A 17,774-nucleotide genomic window follows, 5' to 3' on the forward strand; every position below is an offset into this window, starting at 1 on the left:
CTGTTGATTGCGAATTCTGCGCGGCTTAGGCAGTTCTCACTCGTTCGGCTTTTGTGCGAGTGACACCCGCAGCCAGCAAGCGGTTTGAAACTCGCAATCTTGCGGTCTCTTACTGAACTTGATTTTCAGTTCATCCTTTCGATTTGCGAGGACTTCAGCATTGCTCCATGAAATAAAAAAGACCCCTGATGCAGATCAGGGGTCTTTCGTCAGTCAGATCTTTCAGAGAGAAATCAGTCGTCGGTCGCATGGCTGCTTGGAGCTGCGACGAAAGTTTCCATCGTTTCAATTCCGCTGAACAGGTACAACCGGCCTTTGTACCAGACGGCATGTTCCAGCGATCCCTCAAGTTGTTCACCTGTCAATGCGAGGTGAATCACGTCACATCCGCCGGCTGCCGGGGCGTACTTGGCCGGCTCTGCCAGGAACTTGCTGCGGGCTTCAGCGGACGAGAGTGAATATTCACGGCCGTTGTGAGACGCAATAAATTCGAAGGAGGAATCGACGAGGTTTCGTTCATCACGCAGCACCACCGGACAGAATCCTTTGAGTCCTTTCAGATCCTTGCGGGCGGCAATCTGGTCCAGCTTGGACCGCTGATCGTCCTGAGCGGGAGGAGCCACTGGCGGGGCAGCGGGAGGTGCCACCCGAGGAGCTTCTGACGAGGCCACTGGCGGAGCAGCGGGGGGATCGATTGGAAGCAGCTTCGGATTGGCCGGTTTGATCTCCATCTCCACGGGGGGAGTGTTGGTCAGCTGTGGAAGTTGATCCGGGATGGTCAGGTCCAGATTGGGAACACCCGGGGCTGGAGGAGGACCTTTGGGTTCATCTGCCTGAGCAGTCTTGATCTCCAGCGTCGGCCTGGGTTTCACGACGGGGGCATCTTCTGATTGAGCCACCTTGGCTGGCTCGATCTTTTCCTCAGCGGGAGGCGGAGGAAGGATCTCGGGAAGAGCCGGAATCTCAGGCGGAGCCTTGGCAACTTCCGTTTCCAGCGAGAGCCCGGTGTACGGTTGATTCATCCCGGCAGCACTCTTGGCGTCGGGCTGAGCCTGTGCGGTCTGAGGTTTGTCGCCGGGGAACAGGTCGGCGAATGGGTCAGATCCCTTAGGAGTCTGCTGAGCCATGACCGGCTCAGACGGTTCTCCTGGGGCAATCTGCGGACCTGCCCCGGGGAGCGGCGCGTTCAGATCGAGCTTTGGCAGATTCGCAGTCTGGACAGGCTCTGGTTGTTTCACAGCCGGAGTTTCGTCGCTCACCATCAGAGCTTTGAGTTCCGGAATGTTCTGCAACTGGACTCCGTTAGGAGCTGCGGGTGGGACGGCCGGGATCTCCGGCTGCGCGACTTGCACAGGGATGGCAGGCGGCGAAGGTGGGATTGCATTTCCCTCGATCGCATTGACGGAGTTGGCAGGCTGGAAGAGTGCCGGCTGTGGCGTCGCGGCACCGTATGTTGGCGGAATCGAAGGAATGTTCGAAGTGGAGACTCCGGGAGCCTGCGGCGGCGGAGTCGGCATGTCGGACGCTTTGGGATAAGACATGCCCGGATCAACGGGAGGTGTATTGGGAGTCTTGCGGAAGATCTTTCCGAGTCGATCCGCAAACGCCGTCTGTCGCTGTCCCCGGGAACCGTTTCCGTTGTTCCCGTTCTGATCGGCCGATTGCCCGAGCTGTTGGGCCTGACGGTAATCGTTGCTGGACAGGGATTCACCGGCGGTCAGAAAGACGGGTTGTCCGGCCTCCTGCAACGGGCGGAACTGGGCGGTATTCTGCGGCAGAAGCTTTGGCTCCGCAGAATTCGTGGCCTGCGGAGCGGCAGAAGTTGCTGCTCCGGGAGATTGCTGGGCGTTGACACAGAGGGTCATGGAACACAAGGCCGCCCCGGTCGCAGTCGCAATCAGATAAGGACGGGTGTTTTCGAAGATGTTTCGATAGAGAGTCATCTCTGATCCTACTCCCGGGATTGAACGATGAGGATGCTGGCCCACGTGTCGGGTCGAGCCCGGTCGCGGGTCGAAAATGGACGACCCGGCCGTGACAATGACTTCTCCGGAACCTGCTGGTCCCGTCGTCATCATCGCCATTCCACGAACGGACGAGGAAACTTCAGTAAATCGCGGTCCGGCCACACACCTGGAATTTCAGGGCGAATTTCCCCAAACTCCGGCTGCCAGGAGGTCCTGGCAGGGGTTGAGACTCTGGACAAGGGACTACAGCCGTTACAATTGGCTGCATTGGAAATATCGGTCTGGCCATTAAGATGCCGTGACGACGCTTACGCTGATCGCAATTGATTCGATCCGAAGATCGAGTGAATGCGGCACAGCCGAAAACATCCGAAAACTTTTGGTAAATCGCCCAGGTTCACATGAACGCCATCCCCCCCGCCGCTCCAGGGCAACCCATTTCGGTTGTGCTCGTCCAGCCAAGAAGACGCTGGCTTTTCGCTCTGGTCTTCATGCTCCTGGTCGGTTCGGTTCTCGTGAATCTGCTGTTGAGCGTTCTGTGTGCCAGCTACTTCGCAGAGATCGAGCCTCCCAACGAGAAGTTTCACTCCGGCGACAAGCTTGCCACTGCCAAGATTGCCCGTCTGGTGACGGACTTCACAATCATGCCGCCGCACACCAAACGCCTGATTGACACCATCAAGCATGTGGCGAAGCAGGATGACGTGAAAGGGGCACTGCTGATCATCGACAGCCCCGGAGGACTCGTTTCCGACAGTCACGAAATCTACCACGAGTTGATCAAGCTCTCGCAGAAGAAGCCGGTCTTCGTTTCCATGAAAGGAATCGCAGCTTCGGGAGGTTATTACATCGCGATGGGAGCTGGCCCCGGAGCCCCGGTGTATGCCGAACCGACCACCTGGACCGGCTCCATTGGCGTGATCATGCCGCGCTATGACGCCAGTGAGCTGGCCAAGAAAGTCGGCATCGCTTCGGATTCACTGGTCACCGGGCCGCTGAAAGAAACACTCAATCCTCTCAAGCCGATGACGGAAGAGGAGAAGAAGGTCTGGGATGTGATTCTCGACGACTCTTTCAAGCGGTTCCTGAAAGTGATCGATGACAGTCGCGAAAATCTCGACATGGAGCAGGTCCGAGCCCTGGCAACCGGACAGGTCTACACCGCTGATCAGGCTGTCGAGAACGGACTGGTCGACAAGATTGGCTACGAAGAAGACGTGCTCGAAGCGCTGAAGTCCAAACTCGGACTCAAAGACGTTCGGGTCGTCGACTACAGCTATCCGAAGAGTCTTTCAGAATCGTTGCTGGGTGCGTCCGCTCGGGTCTCGACTCCCGATCCGGTTTCGCGTCTGCTGGATGCAAGTGTTCCGCGGGCGATGTACTTCTTTGGATGGCCCGCCGGGATGTCGAACCGGGACTATTAAAAAAGAGGTCAGAGGTGAGGGGGCAGAGGTCAGACGACTCTCTGTGAGCTTCTGCCTCTTGCGTCATGCGACGATCTCTGCTGTCCCCCGACCTCTTTTCCCTGTCCCCTCGTTTTCATGTTTGGTTTGCTCAATCTCAATAAGCCCGCGGGGGTGACTTCGCGGGATGTGGTTTCACGGGTCGCCCGGATTGTCGGTCGAAAAGTGAAAGTCGGCCACGCAGGAACATTGGATCCTCTGGCGACTGGAGTTCTGGTCGTTTGCCTGGGACCAGCCACGCGACTGGTGTCGCTCATTCACGATCACCAGAAGAGCTACGAGGCAGAGTTCCTTTTCGGCTTTCGCAGCGAAACAGATGATGTCGACGGCACGCTCCAGCCGGTCGAGGTGCCGGCTTCGCTGACGGCGGAGACCCTGCAGGCCGCCCTTCCGACGTTCATGGGCAAGATTCAGCAGGTGCCGCCTGCCTTCTCCGCAGTGAAAATTGACGGCAAACGTGCCTACAAGGCTGCCCGTCAGGGAGAGACCTTTGAGCTCTCTGCCCGCGAAGTGCTTGTTTCGCGGCTGGAACTGAAATCGTTCGGATGGGAAAATATCGAAGTCAACGGCTGTGATGCGGCCCCCGTCCTCCGCTTCGCACTCTCCATCGACTGTGGAACCGGCACCTACATTCGCTCGATCGGTCGCGATCTCGGTCGGCTCCTGGGGACCGAAGCAGTCATGTCCCGGCTGGTGAGAACTCAGGTCGGGCCGTTCCCGGTGTCCGAGGCGATCGATCCCCGGTCGCTGGATCTGACCAGCATCAAGGAACATCTGATTTCTCCGCTGGCCATGCTGGAACATCTTCGAAGATTCTCAGTCACTCCTCAGGAGTCTCAGTTACTTGGATTCGGTCAGACACTCCCCTGGCCGGCCGGACTGGCGACCGCACAGGAGCCGGGAGAAACTTTCGCGGTGACAGATTCACAGAACCAGCTGGTGGCGATCGCCGTCGAGCGAGAAGGGCGGGTTGCTCCGCAGCTGGTCTTCCGCATGCAAGATTGAGTCCCGTTGATATACTGGCGTCTCGGGTCAGCAGTGCAGGGAAGAGTGATGTCATTCCAGCTGATCAACGGCATTGACCAACGGGCGGGCTCATGCGGGATCTTGACGGTTCGAAAACGAACGACGCGTCTATCGACCAGGAATCGCTGGCACTTCTGCAGCTGAACCTGACATCAGGGCTGGGGCCCCGACTGCAGTCGCTGTTGTTGAATCATTTCGGGGATGCACAGTCAGTCTTCGCAGCCTCCGGAACAGAGCTGCTCCGGGTCGACGGGATCGGCCCGAAGGTTTCAGCTGCGATCACAAAAGGACGCGAATTCAAAGAGGCGCAGGCGGAATGGGAACGCTGTTGTGCGACGGGGACTCAGCTGCTCTTCAGGACGTCGCCGCAGTATCCCGCTTCGCTTCGCGAGACGCACGACCCTCCTCCGGTGCTCTACATTCGTGGTGATCTGAAAGAGCAGGATCTGCTCGCAGTGGGCATCGTCGGAGCCCGGCAATGCACTCACTACGGAAGGACGCAGGCACACCGCTTCGCCAGTCAACTTGCACAGGCGGGAGTCACGGTCGTGAGCGGATTGGCGCGGGGCATCGATGCCGCTGCTCATCGAGGAGCCCTTGAAGGCCAAGGCAGAACTCTGGCGGTCTGTGCACCGGGGCTCGCGCATATCTATCCTCCCGAACACAAAGGACTGGCTGAGGAGATCACCCACAGTGGGGCACTCATGACGGAGTCCCCGTTGAACAGAACCGCTCTGCGGGGTCTCTTTCCTCAGCGGAACCGCATCATCGCGGGACTGTCTCTGGGAGTTCTGATTGTCGAGGCCACCCGCAACAGCGGAGCCCTGCACACAGCTCGCCATGCGATGGAGCAGGGGCGGGATGTGTTCGCACTGCCGGGGCGAATCGACAGTCCAGCCAGTGAAGGTTGCCATGACCTGATTCGGGATGGAGCGATGCTCGTCCGCTCCGTGGATGACTTGCTGGAAGCACTCGGGCCGAGCATTAAGCCCGTTCCTGTCAACTCACAGCAGGTGGTCGCGGTGGCGCGCGAGTTGAACCTCAATGAGCAGGAGCGGGCGGTGCTGAATCTAATCGATTTTGCTCCGACAGCGATCGACGCTGTGCTGGCCCAGGCGGGGATGGAATTTTCCCGGGCCCTGTCGACGCTGACTGTTCTGGAGATGCGTCGACTCGTTCGCAGACTGCCGGGAAGCTATGTTGAACGGGTGACGGGGTAAGGTTGAAGGTCGCTAGGGGCCTCAACTGTGATTCGGCAGGGAGCGGTTCGTGAGTCTGTCTCAGAGAGTCGGCAATGTGCAGCGGACGGTCATGAATCTGGCCCGTCGGCGGAAGTTTCATCGTCGCACGTCCCCCGGTGCTCCCCCCGGCACGCTCGTCTCCGATAAGACCAAGCAGCACACCCATTTCCGGATGATGCTCTACGGCGACGGAACTTTCGTGGAGCAGCCGCTGGATTCGGTTGCCCAGATCCCGCAGCCTGGTCCCAATCAGGTCTTGTGGCTGGACGTCGCAGGACTGGCAGATGCAGACGTGATCGAAGCGATCGGTCAGCGTTTTGGATTACATCCCCTCGCACTCGAAGACGTTCTCCACATTCATCAGCGAGCCAAGACCGAAGAGTACAACGATCATCTCTTCATTGTCGCCCGCATGCTCTACGAGAATCAGCCGCTCGAATCCGAGCAGGTCAGTCTGTTTCTGGGAAGTAACTTCGTCGTCACGTTTCAGGAAGATCCCGGAGACTGTTTCGATTCCCTGCGAGTCCGCATTCGCCAGAAGGCCCGCATTCAAAGTCGCGGAGCCGACTATCTGGCATATGGAATCCTCGACGCCATTATCGATGCCTACTTCCCGCGACTCGAAAAGATCGGGAGTCAGCTGGATGAAATCGATGAAGCCATGACGACCGATCAAGGACGGGCCTATCTCGGTCGCCTGCACGACATCCGCCGCGAACTGATTCTGCTCAAGAAGCTGCTCTGGCAACATCGCGATTCACTCAGTTCGATGCTGCGACTGGAGAACGAGCTGATCTCACCCGAAACGCACATCTACCTTCGCGACTGTCTGGATCACGTTGTCCAGCTGATGGACGTTTCCGAAACCGACCGTGAATCGTGTCTGGGGCTGCAGGAACTTTATCTGGCGGAATTGAGTCAGCGGACCAACGATATCATGCGGCTGCTCACGCTGCTGTCGACCTTCTTCATGCCGATGACCCTGATTGCCGGGATCTACGGGATGAATTTCAACCCGGAAGCCTCTCCGTGGAATATGCCGGAATTGAACTGGTACTACGGCTATCCTTTTTCCCTCGCACTGATGGCGGCGGTCGGCGGGGTGCTGATGGCCCTGTTCTGGACAAGAGGCTGGTTTCAGCGATAGGAGAATTCTGCTCGCGAGGAAATCTCAAAAACGGACTTTCATTCAGCTGGAATGCCGTGAAGGTGTCTGTCGGCCAAGCACGACTCCCCGCCATGTAAATCGCTGGCCCGGATGCGGTTTTCCGTCTTCCAGGATCAGGCTGAGAAGTGCGGCTGTCAAAATCGTCGATACACAGGGGACGGCAATCGCAAGAAGGATCGTGGGACCTGCGGAGAGTCCGAAGATCTCTTTGCCCCAACTCCAGAGAATTGCGATGCACACCCCGGCAGCGACAGCGGCCAGAACAGATCGACTCGAGCAGCGAGGGAGAAACATTCCGATCATGAACGTGGCAGCGAGCGGACCAATAAACAGGTTGAAGAATCGCGGCATCAGGTCAATGAGTGTCAGTCCACCGTGACTGGCGAGATTGGCAATCAGAATCGCATTCATAGAAACCGCGATGGCGATAATGATGCTGAGAATGCGCACAAAACGAAGAGATGTCGCACCGTTCGTTTCTGTGTTCCGCCGGGGAAGCAGGTCTGTTGTCACGACGGCGGTCACGGAGTTCACGCCCGCCTCGAGAGTCTGAATGGCATCGCAGAGAAATGCCGAAATGACCAGCCCCGCGCAGCCGGGAGGAAGCTGGCTGCTCAGAAAATGAGGAAACAGCCTGTCCGCGGAATTCGCCAACGTCCACCCCTGGGGGAGTCGTTCGGGGTGTCCGAGGTAGAAGACGAGCAGGGCGAAGCCGCAGATCGTCAGGAGTGAGACCATCAGCAGGTCGGTTCCGATACTGATCAGGTAACTCCGCTGGGCGGCCCGCAGCGTGGGGGTCGAAAAGTACCGCTGCAGGACCACCTGATCGGACCCATGCGTGCAGATATCCCAGAAGAACCGGTTGATCATCGCGGTGATGATCGTCACGCGGACGGTCAGGTCCCAGCTGAAGAGCGGTGGAGTGGTATGTGACGATTGCTCGACCGCCACGGTTCGCCACCAATGCAGCGGGCCGGTTCCTTCCGCTGTCATCACCGCCGAGATCACCATCAGCGTTCCCGCCAGGAGCAGCAGGCACTGCAGCACGTCGGTCCAGATCATCGCCTGAATTCCGCCAATCGAAGTATAAACCGCCGCGACGACCCCGACGACGAGGATCCACCAGTACAGGTCGGGGCCCGGGAGAAACGTCAGGTCAGGCCCTTTCACTCGATCCAATGCCATGGAAGCAGCGAACACAACCATGCTCATCCAGCCCAGACGCAAGAGAAGGAACAGACTGGCTCCAATGGCGCGAATGGAGTAGCTGAAGCGGAGTTCCAGATACTCATAAGCGCTGGTGAGACCCAGACGCATGTAGAAAGGGATCCAGAGTCTGGTGATCACCAGAGCAGACAAGGGAATGGCGAGGTATCCGGAGAAGAGCCCGATGCCGTGCTTGATGACTTCACCGGGAGTTCCAAGATAGGTGAGTGTCGAGAACAGCGTGGCCAGGATACTCAGACCGACCGCGAACCAGGGAACGTTTCGGCCGCCGACAAAAAAGTCGTCGGTGGAATGCTGCTTCCTGCCAAACCATAACGCGATGCCGAATGTCACCAGCAGGTACGCGGCGATCGCAATGAAATCGAATCCCTTCAGCCCTGATTCGACCGGCAGTCCGGTATCCGGCATTGTCTTCAAAACCTTTCGTTCGGAATCTCAGGCAGCTTCCAGTCGTCGCGCGGGGAGTTCAGTTCCTCACGCCGGAAGCGTAACCGTTCTGGTCCGCTGAACCGGAGATCATCGGACCGAATGTGAAGCCCAGCTGGCTGTAGTCCCGCTGCATCCGTTCCAGACCTTGCTTCAAAAGAATGAGATCGGAAGTGTGAGAAAGGAATGTTGCTCCCATCGACATCAGCCGTTCAGCGTGAGCCGGATTGAAACTGGGAGTTCCCCATGCTTTTCCATGACGTCGGGCTGCTGCAGCGACCGCTTCAATCGCTTCCCAGATGCTGGGGTGATTGAACTGACCGGGAATGCCGTTGAGGACGGAAAAATCTCCGACACCGAAGAACAGAACGTCAATCCCGTTGACCGCTGCGATCGCGTCTGCGTTGCGAACCGCCTGGTTATCTTCGAGCTGCGCGATCAGAAAGGTTTCCTTGTTCGCCTGTTCGACATAGGCAGCCATGTCTTCCATGCAGTAAGGCATATCGCCGTTGCCGCCATCGAAACCCCGTGTTCCCATCGGAGCAAATTTGCCCCAGCGGACCAGCTCTCGGGCTTCATCGGCACTTTCACAACGGGGGTACATGATGCCGTGTGCCCCCGCTTCCAGCAGGCGGGCCATTCGCATGAATTCCCCCTTGGCAGGCCGGGCGACAACATCGGACTGCCCAACGCGCGCTGCCCGGATCAACTGTGAAGCGGTCTCAACGGAAGTTGCATGATGTTCCAGATCGAGCCAGAGTCCATCGAACCCCAGCAGGCTGGCCAGCTCATAAACAGAGGGGTCGTAGAAATGGAGAGCAGTAATCAGCACCGGCTCCTGATGAGCCAGTTTGGCTTTAATTCGGCTGGGACGCATGAATCCGTTTCGTGTGAGATCGTTGAACAGAAGGGGGACGTTTGCGAAAAGTTTCACATCACGTCCCGCAGGAGAGAGAGCTACCAGTCTTCGGGGAAATCGACAAAGTATCCGGTGATCCGCTTGGATTCCGGGCGGATTTCATAATCGACGATGAGACGCTGATGGGGACCCGTGGGAGCAGAAACAGCGTAGCTGCCGTCGGGAATCTGTGACTCGTCTGCGTTGTAGCGATAGCAGGCCAGTTGATGCTCCACATCCCAGTTCAGAAGTGCGGGGTCGCTGGACTTCGCGGCCGAAACGGAAATTCTCCGGCGGTCCGGATAGATCACAGTCGGTTTGTCATTCTGCAGGAAGATGTTTGCGGGAGCGTGAGCCACTTTCACATGCAGGTTCGTCTGTTCCGGCACTTCCCACGTTCGCCCGCCGTCCCGACTTTCGGTTTTGAACTGATACGTATTGAAAGGCTTGCGGTGTGCGTTTCGCATGATGCCGACGAGACGCCCAGGTTCAACTTCCTGCACATCCCATTCGTCACCTGTGAAGACGGGGGAGTCAGGAACGCGAACCGCTTCCCAGGTCTGGCCATCATCTTTGGAAATGCCAGCAACGGCCCCCAGATTCGGAGCGATGTACATGGGCCAGATCAATGTCCCGTCAGCCATGACGTGCACGGCGGAACGTGTTTGAGTGTTGGGAAGCGGTCCTGATTGTGGTTCACTCCACGACTTCCCGCCATCCGAAGAACGGACAAATTTGGCCTGAGAGACCGTCTTCCAAGGATCGACCGAGACCTGCAGATACGTGTTGTAGGTCACCAGCAGATCGTGATTGGGAAGCTCCGTGATGGCCACGTTCCGGTCGTCGACGCCCGGATCATCCACAACCACGGCAGCCTCACTCCAGGTTTTTCCATGGTCTGTACTCTTCACCATCATCGCTTTGCCGGATGCGGAGAATCCATGCTCGGTTCCTTCTCGGAAGACACAATACAGCGTTCCATCCGCTGCAGCGGTGATCCAAGGCCAGCCGGGATACGTTCCTTCGTAAAGAACAACGTCTGGTTCTGATTTCGACCCCAGCTTGGCAGAGGGGGCCTCACCAAAGACGCTGGATCCGAGAAACAATACGGCTGCGCAGCCAAGTATCAGGGAGGTGGGTTCGCGAGTGTGTTTCATGGGGGGAGTCGGTGTTCGAAAAGAATGGATCTGATGAGTCGATGGTGACCGTTTCTTTATCATTCCAGCGTGAATTGGAAGTCATTGACGCCAGATTGGACCTTGGCGGACAGGCCGCTGCTGGAACCATTTCTGTATTTCTCGGGGATCTTGACTGAGGGGGACGCTGTCTCTGATGACATCTCGTGTGGCGCGGGAGCGGGTGGAGGAGTCACGACGACTTGGAATTCGCCGGGATCAAATGGTTGATCGAAGTGAAATCGTCCTTCGGTGACCAACGCCGACGCAGAGACCCCTTTTGAGGGATTCTCGAAAATCACGACCCCCCGGCTGAGAGGGGAGCCCTTCAGCTGCACCGTCCCTTCCACTCGACCGGCGGTCTGGCCTCCCCCTTTTCCACAGGCTGCAAGCAGCAGGCAGAGCAGGCCCGCTACGAACGGCTGAGATCGCATTCTGAAAGGCTCTTTCATAAGAAATCCGCAAAGAACGATCGAATCTTGCCAGGGGTGACGTTGTATTGATCCCGACGAGTCAGTACTCACCGACGACCTGCCCATCATCCATTGAAGCGAGTCGACGGAGGGTCTCCATGTCGATGTTCTCGGAAATGAAGTGGACGCTGCCGTCTCCGAAGAGGGACTGGATCCCTCCGACGTGATGAGAATTCAGGATCGTATTTGTCTCATAGGACTGGGAGCTGAACCCCACAGTGGGCGAGTTCGAATTCGGGCGATAACGGACGACTGTCAGCCCGTTGTGATAGAAGTTCGGCGACCCGGTTGTGGGCAACGTGGCGACTGTTGATCCTGCCCCCGTCGGGTATTCTCCACCGCCCGCCCATCCTCCGAAGTAATTGGACGAGATGACTTCGGTACCAACCCTTCCGGACTGCTCTGCTACGACCATCACATTCGAGGTTCCGTCCGTGAGGTCTCTGAGTTTGGTCACCTGATTCGGACGAAGCGGTCCGTTGTCACAGACCGTACCTCGCAATGAGGATTTGCATGTTCCGGGACGGCCTGCCGGGTCCGCATCCGCACCGGAAATTCCGACGTACTGAATGATCATCACTTTATTCGAAGTGTTGGTCGGAGTCCCGGACCCTGTCGGGGCGACGAAGGGACCCACCGTGCTCGAGGGACATAGGTAAACGGGTAACGAGAGACTCCCCAAAGCGGTGTTGAATCCCGGGCAGGTCGGGAAAAACGTGTTCTGAAAGCTGATCGAATTCGTCAGATTTCCCTGATCCAGCTGCGGCAGAATGGCAGCTCGCCAGTTGATCCCTTGAGCACTGGCGTTGCAGCCGGTACGTGCCGTGCCGACTCTCGCTCCGATCGGAAGTGTGCTGTAAACATCCAGATAATTGTGAATTGCCAGGCCGATCTGTTTCAGGTTGTTTTTGCATTGAGTACGGCGGGCGGCTTCCCGGGCTTGCTGGACGGCCGGCAGCAGGAGGGCGATGAGGACCGCGATAATCGCGATCACAACCAAGAGTTCAATGAGCGTAAAGCCCATTCTTTTCACACGTTTCATGAGAGCTCCTGACACCTCAATAAGTAATGATGGACATGAAGCAGTCTGTTCCCGAACGGGAATCGATGGATTCAACCGGCGGGTCGCGCCGGAATAGTGCATGGGGCCCCTAAAGACTCTCTGTGGCTGAATCGGAGAATGTGCTGCGAATCAGAATGCGGGCACCTCGGATGTGATTCAGCATCCGTTCGCGGGCTAATTCAGGGTCACGGGCCTCGAGGGCTTCGACAATTCCTTCGTGTTCGCAGGCGATCACCAGCGGACTGTTTTCGTGGTCTTCTCCGTTCTCATAGACCAACCCGGGGCTGACCTGTCCGATCAGTCGAAGCGTGGATACGAGGTTGGTCAGGATTTCATTCCCCGAAGCTCGCAGGATTGTTCCATGGAACACCAGCTCTTCGCGGATCGTCTGGCAGCGATGCAGCCACGCTGTCGCCGGGTTCCCGTCCCAGCGCTGTTCACTTTTCAGGGCTTGGTAGCGGCTGCAGGACTCGCGAAGAATCTGCAGGTCATCCGCGGTGATTCGCTCGGCGGCACAGGCAGCAGCGTGTGGTTCCAGGAGCTCGCGGATGTCACACAAGTCTGAAAACTCTTTTTCCGAGAGCTCTCGAACATAGGTCCCGCTGCGGGGACGACTCTCGGTGATGCGTTCGCGATCAAGCTGTGCGAGGGCCTGCTGAACCAAAGCGGAACTGACTCCGATTTCCTCTGCCAGCTTGCGACGGGACAACGACTGTCCCGGGCGAATCATGCCCATTTCGATCTGCTGTCGAATGTACAGGTACGCTTTGTCGAGTTGCGATGCGGAGGACATGCGGGGGCAATTCAATCTCGAGCGGCGGTGGGTCACGACTTTCCACTGTGGATATCCAGATTGGATGACATCAATATATTCTTAACCATCGTTCGTTGCAAGAACATTTCTCGAAGAATTCCAGCAGCGCCTGGAAGTTTTCCGCAACGGCCCGGGCGCCCGTCCATAAAATGCGATTTGGTCGAGAGTTGCAGAAGGTAAATGGAAGGCGGACGAGAATCTGTCGCTGCAGAGCTGGTTCTCAGGAGAACCTTCAAGTTCCGGGGAACATCTTCCGATTCAAATTGGCCGGAGCATCAGACTCGTGGGAAAATCTGGGTTGATCTTCCACGAAAATTGAAATACTTTACGTAGCCCAACACGATTCCTCGATAGCTCAGTCGGTAGAGCGTCGGACTGTTAATCCGCAGGTCCCAGGTTCGAGCCCTGGTCGAGGAGCTTCCTTTCTTCCCGCCGCATAAATCATGCGGCGGGAAGAGTTCTTCTGACCGGTGAGTGTCGGATTATGCACAGGGGCTGCAATAGCGACTTGGATCGCTTTTCGCCTGCCACCTCGATTCATTTGTTCGAGGCCGCGCTCCCTCTGTTACTGCTGATCTGCAGCTGCTCCGCTGAAAATCCTGCTACCGCTCCTCTCGCTGACGAGTCTCTGAAGCAACCCGCAGTTTCCCTGGAGTCGCAGCTCCAGGATGAGGCGTCCAGTTCTGGGTGGGTCTTATACGAGATTGATGGTCGCGACGGCGACTGGCAGCACAGATACGTCAGGATCATTCTGCCTGACCCATCCAACAAGGATCAGGTCGTCAGGGTGATGTCTAAGATTTTCGAGCTCACCTCGGCTGAGATGCGTCAAACGGAGCCCGATGCTGGCTTCAGACGAGTTGGCATTCAGGTCTTCGATTCGAAAGAGACTGCCCTCCCGTTCGGAGGCACTTACCTCGCACATCTTTTAGTGGGCCCGAATGACGAAGCCACGGAGTTCGATCCATCAAAAATCGAATGGAATTGGAGAGATCCAGCAACTCGCCCTTCTGAATCCGAGCGGCAGTTGATGCATGAGTACAGAATGAGCGTGAGGGCTGCTGCCGTCGAAGCGGATCGTCCATTTGTCAATGACGCTGGAGTGCCGGTCATTCCAAGGTCCGAGTGGACCACTGTTGAACGCCGCCAGAAAGAGCTTAAGCAGCAGTTCCTTGTCTCGCTTGCAAGGTCTCATCAGATCCCGCTCGAAGGCCTTTGCTCACGGCTGGCTCGCGTAGCCCTCTGGGAAGAGGGGCGGAATTCTTCTGACCCCGCCCTGCTCGCGACTTATGCAGCAACTTTTTTGCCTGAATCTGATGACGGCAGCGAAACCAGTGCGATACAATAGGAGACCATGGAAGTGATACTACATAAAAACTTCAAGACCAATGTTCGTCTCGCTATTGACTGGCTCGAGATAAATCAGAGCGAGCTCGCGAGGCGTCTGAACGTTAGCGCTCAGCTTGTCTCTGAGTACCTTCGCACAAACAAATGTCCGAGTCTGGACATGGTCGAACGGTTCGCGACGGCGCTGCATGTCACTGATCCCTGGGATCTGTTGTCTCCCTCGTTCTCGATCGTCTGTCTCAATCTCGCGGAGATGGAACACGTCGAAAGTGGAATTTAAAGCTATCGCTTGACAATCAAGCGATAGCTTGTAAACTCGCCGACGTTCAGCAATGAACGGCCGGCGCTTTCTTTTTCGTGACTCACACGCCGGCCTCCTTTCTCAGGAGGTCCACGATGCGAAGATTGGTCATCCCCCTGGCGGCGGCGACATTGTTCGCCAGCCCCCTCAAAGCTGAAGACGTCATCGATCTGCGTCCGACCGCAGCTCACCGTGAACAGCGACTACTGCTCTCCGCAGTTGCTCCAGTGCGGATCCTCTCGACATCAAAGCTGTTGGCAGATGGTCGCGATCTGTACGAGCTGAGGTTCCCGTCCAGTGCCGCTCAGTCTGCTTTTGTGGATGGCTGGTGCGGGATGTTTGAGCCTGCCGATCGCGAGATCGCACAGCGAAATCTCGCCCCGGCGCGTGAATGGCAGGAAGGTCGTCTGCTCGTTGACGGCCGGGCCTTCCGGCAAATCGGACCGCACCTGATCGTGAGCCTCCTGGCTCAGGGTTTCTCAGTCGAGGTTGATGCCACAGTGCTGCGGTCACTGGATCGCAAATCCTCCCATCAGGGAGCACTCCTGCAAACGTCGCAACAGGCAGAATCAATCTGACCCCTTGAACTCATAGGTGTTTCCCCGGCGAGTGAATCCGGAGAAAAAACACTCATTCACAAATTGACACAAGTGCGGGAGTGGCGGGCATGATGTTGCGAAAAAGACAGGTGTCTGAAATCAGCCGCGGGACGGCTGATCCGGGACGCGGCACGGGGCCGCAAATGATGACATCAGTACTGCGAGTGCGGAGGACGTCGAAGGATCGCCGCGCTGTGCAGTTTGTCCGATCAGTATTGCCGTTCCATGTCTGCCATCTCTCTCGATTGCAAACTTGTTCTCGACTCTTCGCAGCTCTCTGCTATTCAATCACCGCTCTTGCGATTGGGGGCAGTGCCAATGCCTCAGCTCCCACTTACGTTTCCGTGCGATCGTTCGGCTATCCGGATTTGGGAACCGATCGATGTTGTCGAGGAGATTCCGGAGGCAACGCCAGCCGCTTCTCCACCACGGGCTGCCGTTGCACATACGATCGAGTCAGTCTGGCGAGGGTTTCGGCTGCCGGAAATGCAGCGAAATTCGCCATCGACGCTCTCGGAATATCAAACACACATCAACCGCTGGCACGAATTCTGGGACACCAGGAGTGGGGCTGTGCGAGTGGCGGACGCTGGGGTGGAGTGTCGGATTGCTTATCCGACACTCACTCAAATCACGCGTTCTGCGCTGTTGGAGTGGCGGACCTGGCTCTCGGAGACACTCACTCCGATTACAAATCGCACGCTGAACAAGCACGTTGGATCGATCCAGGCGATCGGCGAAACCGCCGTCAAGCACGAGTTGATCGGGGCCTTCCCGAAGCTGGATCCGCTCCCCATCACAAAGGCAGCCCGGAAACTCCACCTGTCCCACAAGGAGGCGGTGGAGCTGAAGAAGGCCTGTCGGGTCGCAACGTGGCCGAACAAGATGCCGTTCCCAGCTCCTCTGTATTGGGAAGCATTACTCGTCGGGTTTTGTTGTTACGGGTTTCGAACTCAGGAGCAGGTCCGGAATCTGAAGCGAATGGAAACGCTCGAGTGGGAAGGGATCCGGGACGACGTGGAGACACCGCATCCGGACGGCAAGGCCGTGAACGACCTGGGCTGGATCATCTATGTGCCGCAGAAGCAGAAGAACAAGAAACCGGAACCGCTGGTACTCCCGATGATCTCCGCTTACCGGAAGCATCTCGATGCGATTCGCCCGCCAGACGCCAAGGGGCCAGTCTTTCCGTTTCCTCTTTGCAATCGATCGTTCTACAAGCAGTGGAAGGAGATTCTCGAAGCTGCTGGGGTGAAGCCGAAACCGGGACTCGATGGCGATCGACCAGAGTACGAGATCAAGCACATGAGGAAGACCGCGACGAAGTGGATCAACGATCACGGCTCCTCGCTGGGAATGCCTGGCATCGGAGACTCGATCACAGGACATGCGGACGATCGGTCGCCGGATCGGGAAGTGCAGAGCAGGGTCACGCAACAGCATTACGATTTCAACGAGGACCGAGTTCTAAAAGTGCTTTCGTCGTTGCCGCTCCCTCCGGAGTTTCAGGCTCCGCTCTTCGATGCTCCCCGTCAGAAGATGCTGTTCTAAGCTTTCCTGTCAGTTCTCCACTGAGCCGGCCCGCAGGTGCGGGAACTGACAGTTCTTTGTCCCCCCTGGGGAGGGAAGGCCCCAGGGGGTTTCTCACACCGAGTGCAACGCGCGGGGTCTGGCCCGTCTCTGCGCGTGCAACTGAGGGCGCGGCTGCTGTCATCGGCCCGCACGTGCAGCCGCGCCCCTCATCTTATTTTCGTGTGCGTTCCCCCTGTGGGGCGGGGAAGTGTTGACCGGCTGCCGTTCCGCTGAGTGAGGGTGTTCCTCGCTCTGACTTTCAGGGGGGTGTCGGCGAATGCGAACGGCAGCCGGTTTGTTTTCTGAGGGGTAAAGGCATCATGACTCAGGCAACCAAGATTATGGCAAACCAGATGCTCTCTGATGCCGTCGCCTGGGCGAATGATCCGGACCAGAAGCCTTGCACGATCGCTTTCACGCGTCCGCAGCTGTTTGCGCTGCTGACAGCCCTGCATGTCTCCGGTGTTTCGGAGCGACTGCCCACGCAATTCAAGGTGACGCTGCAATCCGTTCAGAAATCACTTCAGACGTTTGTCCCCGAGGACGTCGCCCTGGTAGCAGCGGCCTCCGCTGTTGGTGATGCGTTGTAGTTCGTGCAATTCGGTTTTGAATCAGGATCAACAAAGGAGGTGTGATGTGTCGAAGGACTTGAAACTGGCCAATCTGGCTGACTACGACGGCGGATCTGTTCAGGTGATGTTTGATCAGGCACTTCGCCGAATCCTGAACGATCTGGACGATCGGCCCGCGCTGAAAAAGGCTCGCAAACTCACGCTCGAAATGACGTTCGAGCCACGTTGCAGTGACCGCGACCTGGACACGATCGTCGCCAAAGTTCGGATCAAAGACAACATTCCGAACAAAGAGGCTCGGGAGTGTGTGCTGGTCCCGGCAATGCAACGCGGGTTCATCCAGTTCGATCCCAGCTCTGCGATCACCCGCACTGCTCCAGGGCAAAACGAGTTTGATTTCGCTGGGGAGGAAGAGGCGGAGTAATTCCCGCAGTCGGATTCG

At 57.4% G+C, this 17,774-nt stretch carries 17 protein-coding genes and 1 tRNA gene; 11 read left to right on the forward strand and 7 right to left on the reverse strand.

The genetic code is table 11. From position 1 onward, the window contains the following. Positions 1–233: 233 nt before the first annotated feature. A complete protein-coding gene (locus SH661x_RS01865) occupies positions 234–1,943 on the reverse strand; it encodes a hypothetical protein (RefSeq protein ID WP_437227482.1) in 1,710 nt (569 codons plus the stop codon). Positions 1,944–2,368: 425 nt separating this feature from the next. Here SH661x_RS01865 and sppA point away from each other — a divergent pair, with 425 nt between their 5' ends. The 4 genes from sppA (at position 2,369) to corA (ending at position 6,844) form a co-directional block, all read left to right on the forward strand. Beyond that, positions 2,369–3,391 carry a signal peptide peptidase SppA gene (sppA, locus tag SH661x_RS01870; RefSeq protein WP_437227484.1) on the forward strand — a complete coding sequence of 341 codons (1,023 nt, stop codon included), beginning with the start codon at positions 2,369–2,371 and terminating at the stop codon, positions 3,389–3,391. A gap of 117 nt (positions 3,392–3,508) precedes the next feature. Beyond that, positions 3,509–4,435, forward strand: coding sequence for a tRNA pseudouridine(55) synthase TruB (truB, locus tag SH661x_RS01875; RefSeq protein WP_437227486.1), 927 nt, complete (start codon positions 3,509–3,511; stop codon positions 4,433–4,435). A gap of 92 nt (positions 4,436–4,527) precedes the next feature. Then, complete coding sequence (gene dprA, locus SH661x_RS01880) at positions 4,528–5,676, forward strand: DNA-processing protein DprA (protein WP_437227488.1); 1,149 nt, start codon at positions 4,528–4,530, stop codon at positions 5,674–5,676. Between the two features lie 49 nt (positions 5,677–5,725). Continuing rightward, positions 5,726–6,844 (forward strand): magnesium/cobalt transporter CorA, encoded by a 1,119-nt coding sequence (corA, locus tag SH661x_RS01885; RefSeq protein ID WP_437227490.1) that lies wholly within the window; start codon positions 5,726–5,728, stop codon positions 6,842–6,844. A gap of 42 nt (positions 6,845–6,886) precedes the next feature. Here the strand turns inward: corA and SH661x_RS01890 are convergent, their stop codons facing one another. The 6 genes from SH661x_RS01890 to SH661x_RS01915 all read right to left on the reverse strand — a co-directional run bounded on the left by SH661x_RS01890 (position 6,887) and on the right by SH661x_RS01915 (position 12,920). Then, complete coding sequence (locus SH661x_RS01890) at positions 6,887–8,500, reverse strand: sodium:solute symporter family transporter (protein ID WP_437227492.1); 1,614 nt, start codon at positions 8,498–8,500, stop codon at positions 6,887–6,889. A 58-nt stretch (positions 8,501–8,558) separates the two neighbouring features. Continuing rightward, positions 8,559–9,395: an HpcH/HpaI aldolase family protein gene (locus SH661x_RS01895; protein WP_437227494.1), complete on the reverse strand. Its 837-nt coding sequence runs from the start codon at positions 9,393–9,395 to the stop codon at positions 8,559–8,561. A gap of 80 nt (positions 9,396–9,475) precedes the next feature. After that, positions 9,476–10,573, reverse strand: a complete 1,098-nt coding sequence (locus tag SH661x_RS01900; RefSeq protein ID WP_437227496.1) for a sialidase family protein — start codon at positions 10,571–10,573, stop codon at positions 9,476–9,478. Between the two features lie 59 nt (positions 10,574–10,632). Beyond that, a complete protein-coding gene (locus SH661x_RS01905) occupies positions 10,633–11,025 on the reverse strand; it encodes a hypothetical protein (protein WP_437227498.1) in 393 nt (130 codons plus the stop codon). Between the two features lie 79 nt (positions 11,026–11,104). After that, entirely contained in the window at positions 11,105–12,106 is a 1,002-nt protein-coding gene (locus tag SH661x_RS01910) for a DUF1559 family PulG-like putative transporter (RefSeq protein ID WP_437227500.1), read from the reverse strand. Between the two features lie 109 nt (positions 12,107–12,215). Continuing rightward, positions 12,216–12,920 carry a GntR family transcriptional regulator gene (locus SH661x_RS01915; protein WP_437227502.1) on the reverse strand — a complete coding sequence of 235 codons (705 nt, stop codon included), beginning with the start codon at positions 12,918–12,920 and terminating at the stop codon, positions 12,216–12,218. A 365-nt stretch (positions 12,921–13,285) separates the two neighbouring features. Between SH661x_RS01915 and SH661x_RS01920 the strand changes: the two genes are divergently transcribed. From SH661x_RS01920 to SH661x_RS01950, 7 genes are all read left to right on the forward strand, one after another. Further along, positions 13,286–13,358, forward strand: a tRNA-Asn gene (locus tag SH661x_RS01920). 373 nt (positions 13,359–13,731) lie between these two features. Then, a complete protein-coding gene (locus SH661x_RS01925; RefSeq protein ID WP_437227504.1) occupies positions 13,732–14,289 on the forward strand; it encodes a hypothetical protein in 558 nt (185 codons plus the stop codon). 6 nt (positions 14,290–14,295) lie between these two features. Then, positions 14,296–14,568: a helix-turn-helix domain-containing protein gene (locus SH661x_RS01930; RefSeq protein ID WP_437227506.1), complete on the forward strand. Its 273-nt coding sequence runs from the start codon at positions 14,296–14,298 to the stop codon at positions 14,566–14,568. Positions 14,569–14,684: 116 nt separating this feature from the next. After that, on the forward strand, positions 14,685–15,167 hold the full coding sequence (locus SH661x_RS01935) for a hypothetical protein (protein ID WP_437227508.1): 483 nt from the start codon (positions 14,685–14,687) through the stop codon (positions 15,165–15,167). Positions 15,168–15,506: 339 nt separating this feature from the next. After that, positions 15,507–16,739, forward strand: coding sequence for a hypothetical protein (locus SH661x_RS01940; protein ID WP_437227510.1), 1,233 nt, complete (start codon positions 15,507–15,509; stop codon positions 16,737–16,739). 341 nt (positions 16,740–17,080) lie between these two features. Then, positions 17,081–17,350 carry a hypothetical protein gene (locus SH661x_RS01945; RefSeq protein WP_437224938.1) on the forward strand — a complete coding sequence of 90 codons (270 nt, stop codon included), beginning with the start codon at positions 17,081–17,083 and terminating at the stop codon, positions 17,348–17,350. Positions 17,351–17,396: 46 nt separating this feature from the next. Further along, entirely contained in the window at positions 17,397–17,756 is a 360-nt protein-coding gene (locus SH661x_RS01950; RefSeq protein ID WP_437224941.1) for a hypothetical protein, read from the forward strand. Positions 17,757–17,774 lie beyond the last annotated feature (18 nt).

Origin of the sequence: Planctomicrobium stercoris, from assembly GCF_051465655.1 — a bacterium.
GTDB lineage: Bacteria > Planctomycetota > Planctomycetia > Planctomycetales > Planctomycetaceae > Planctomicrobium.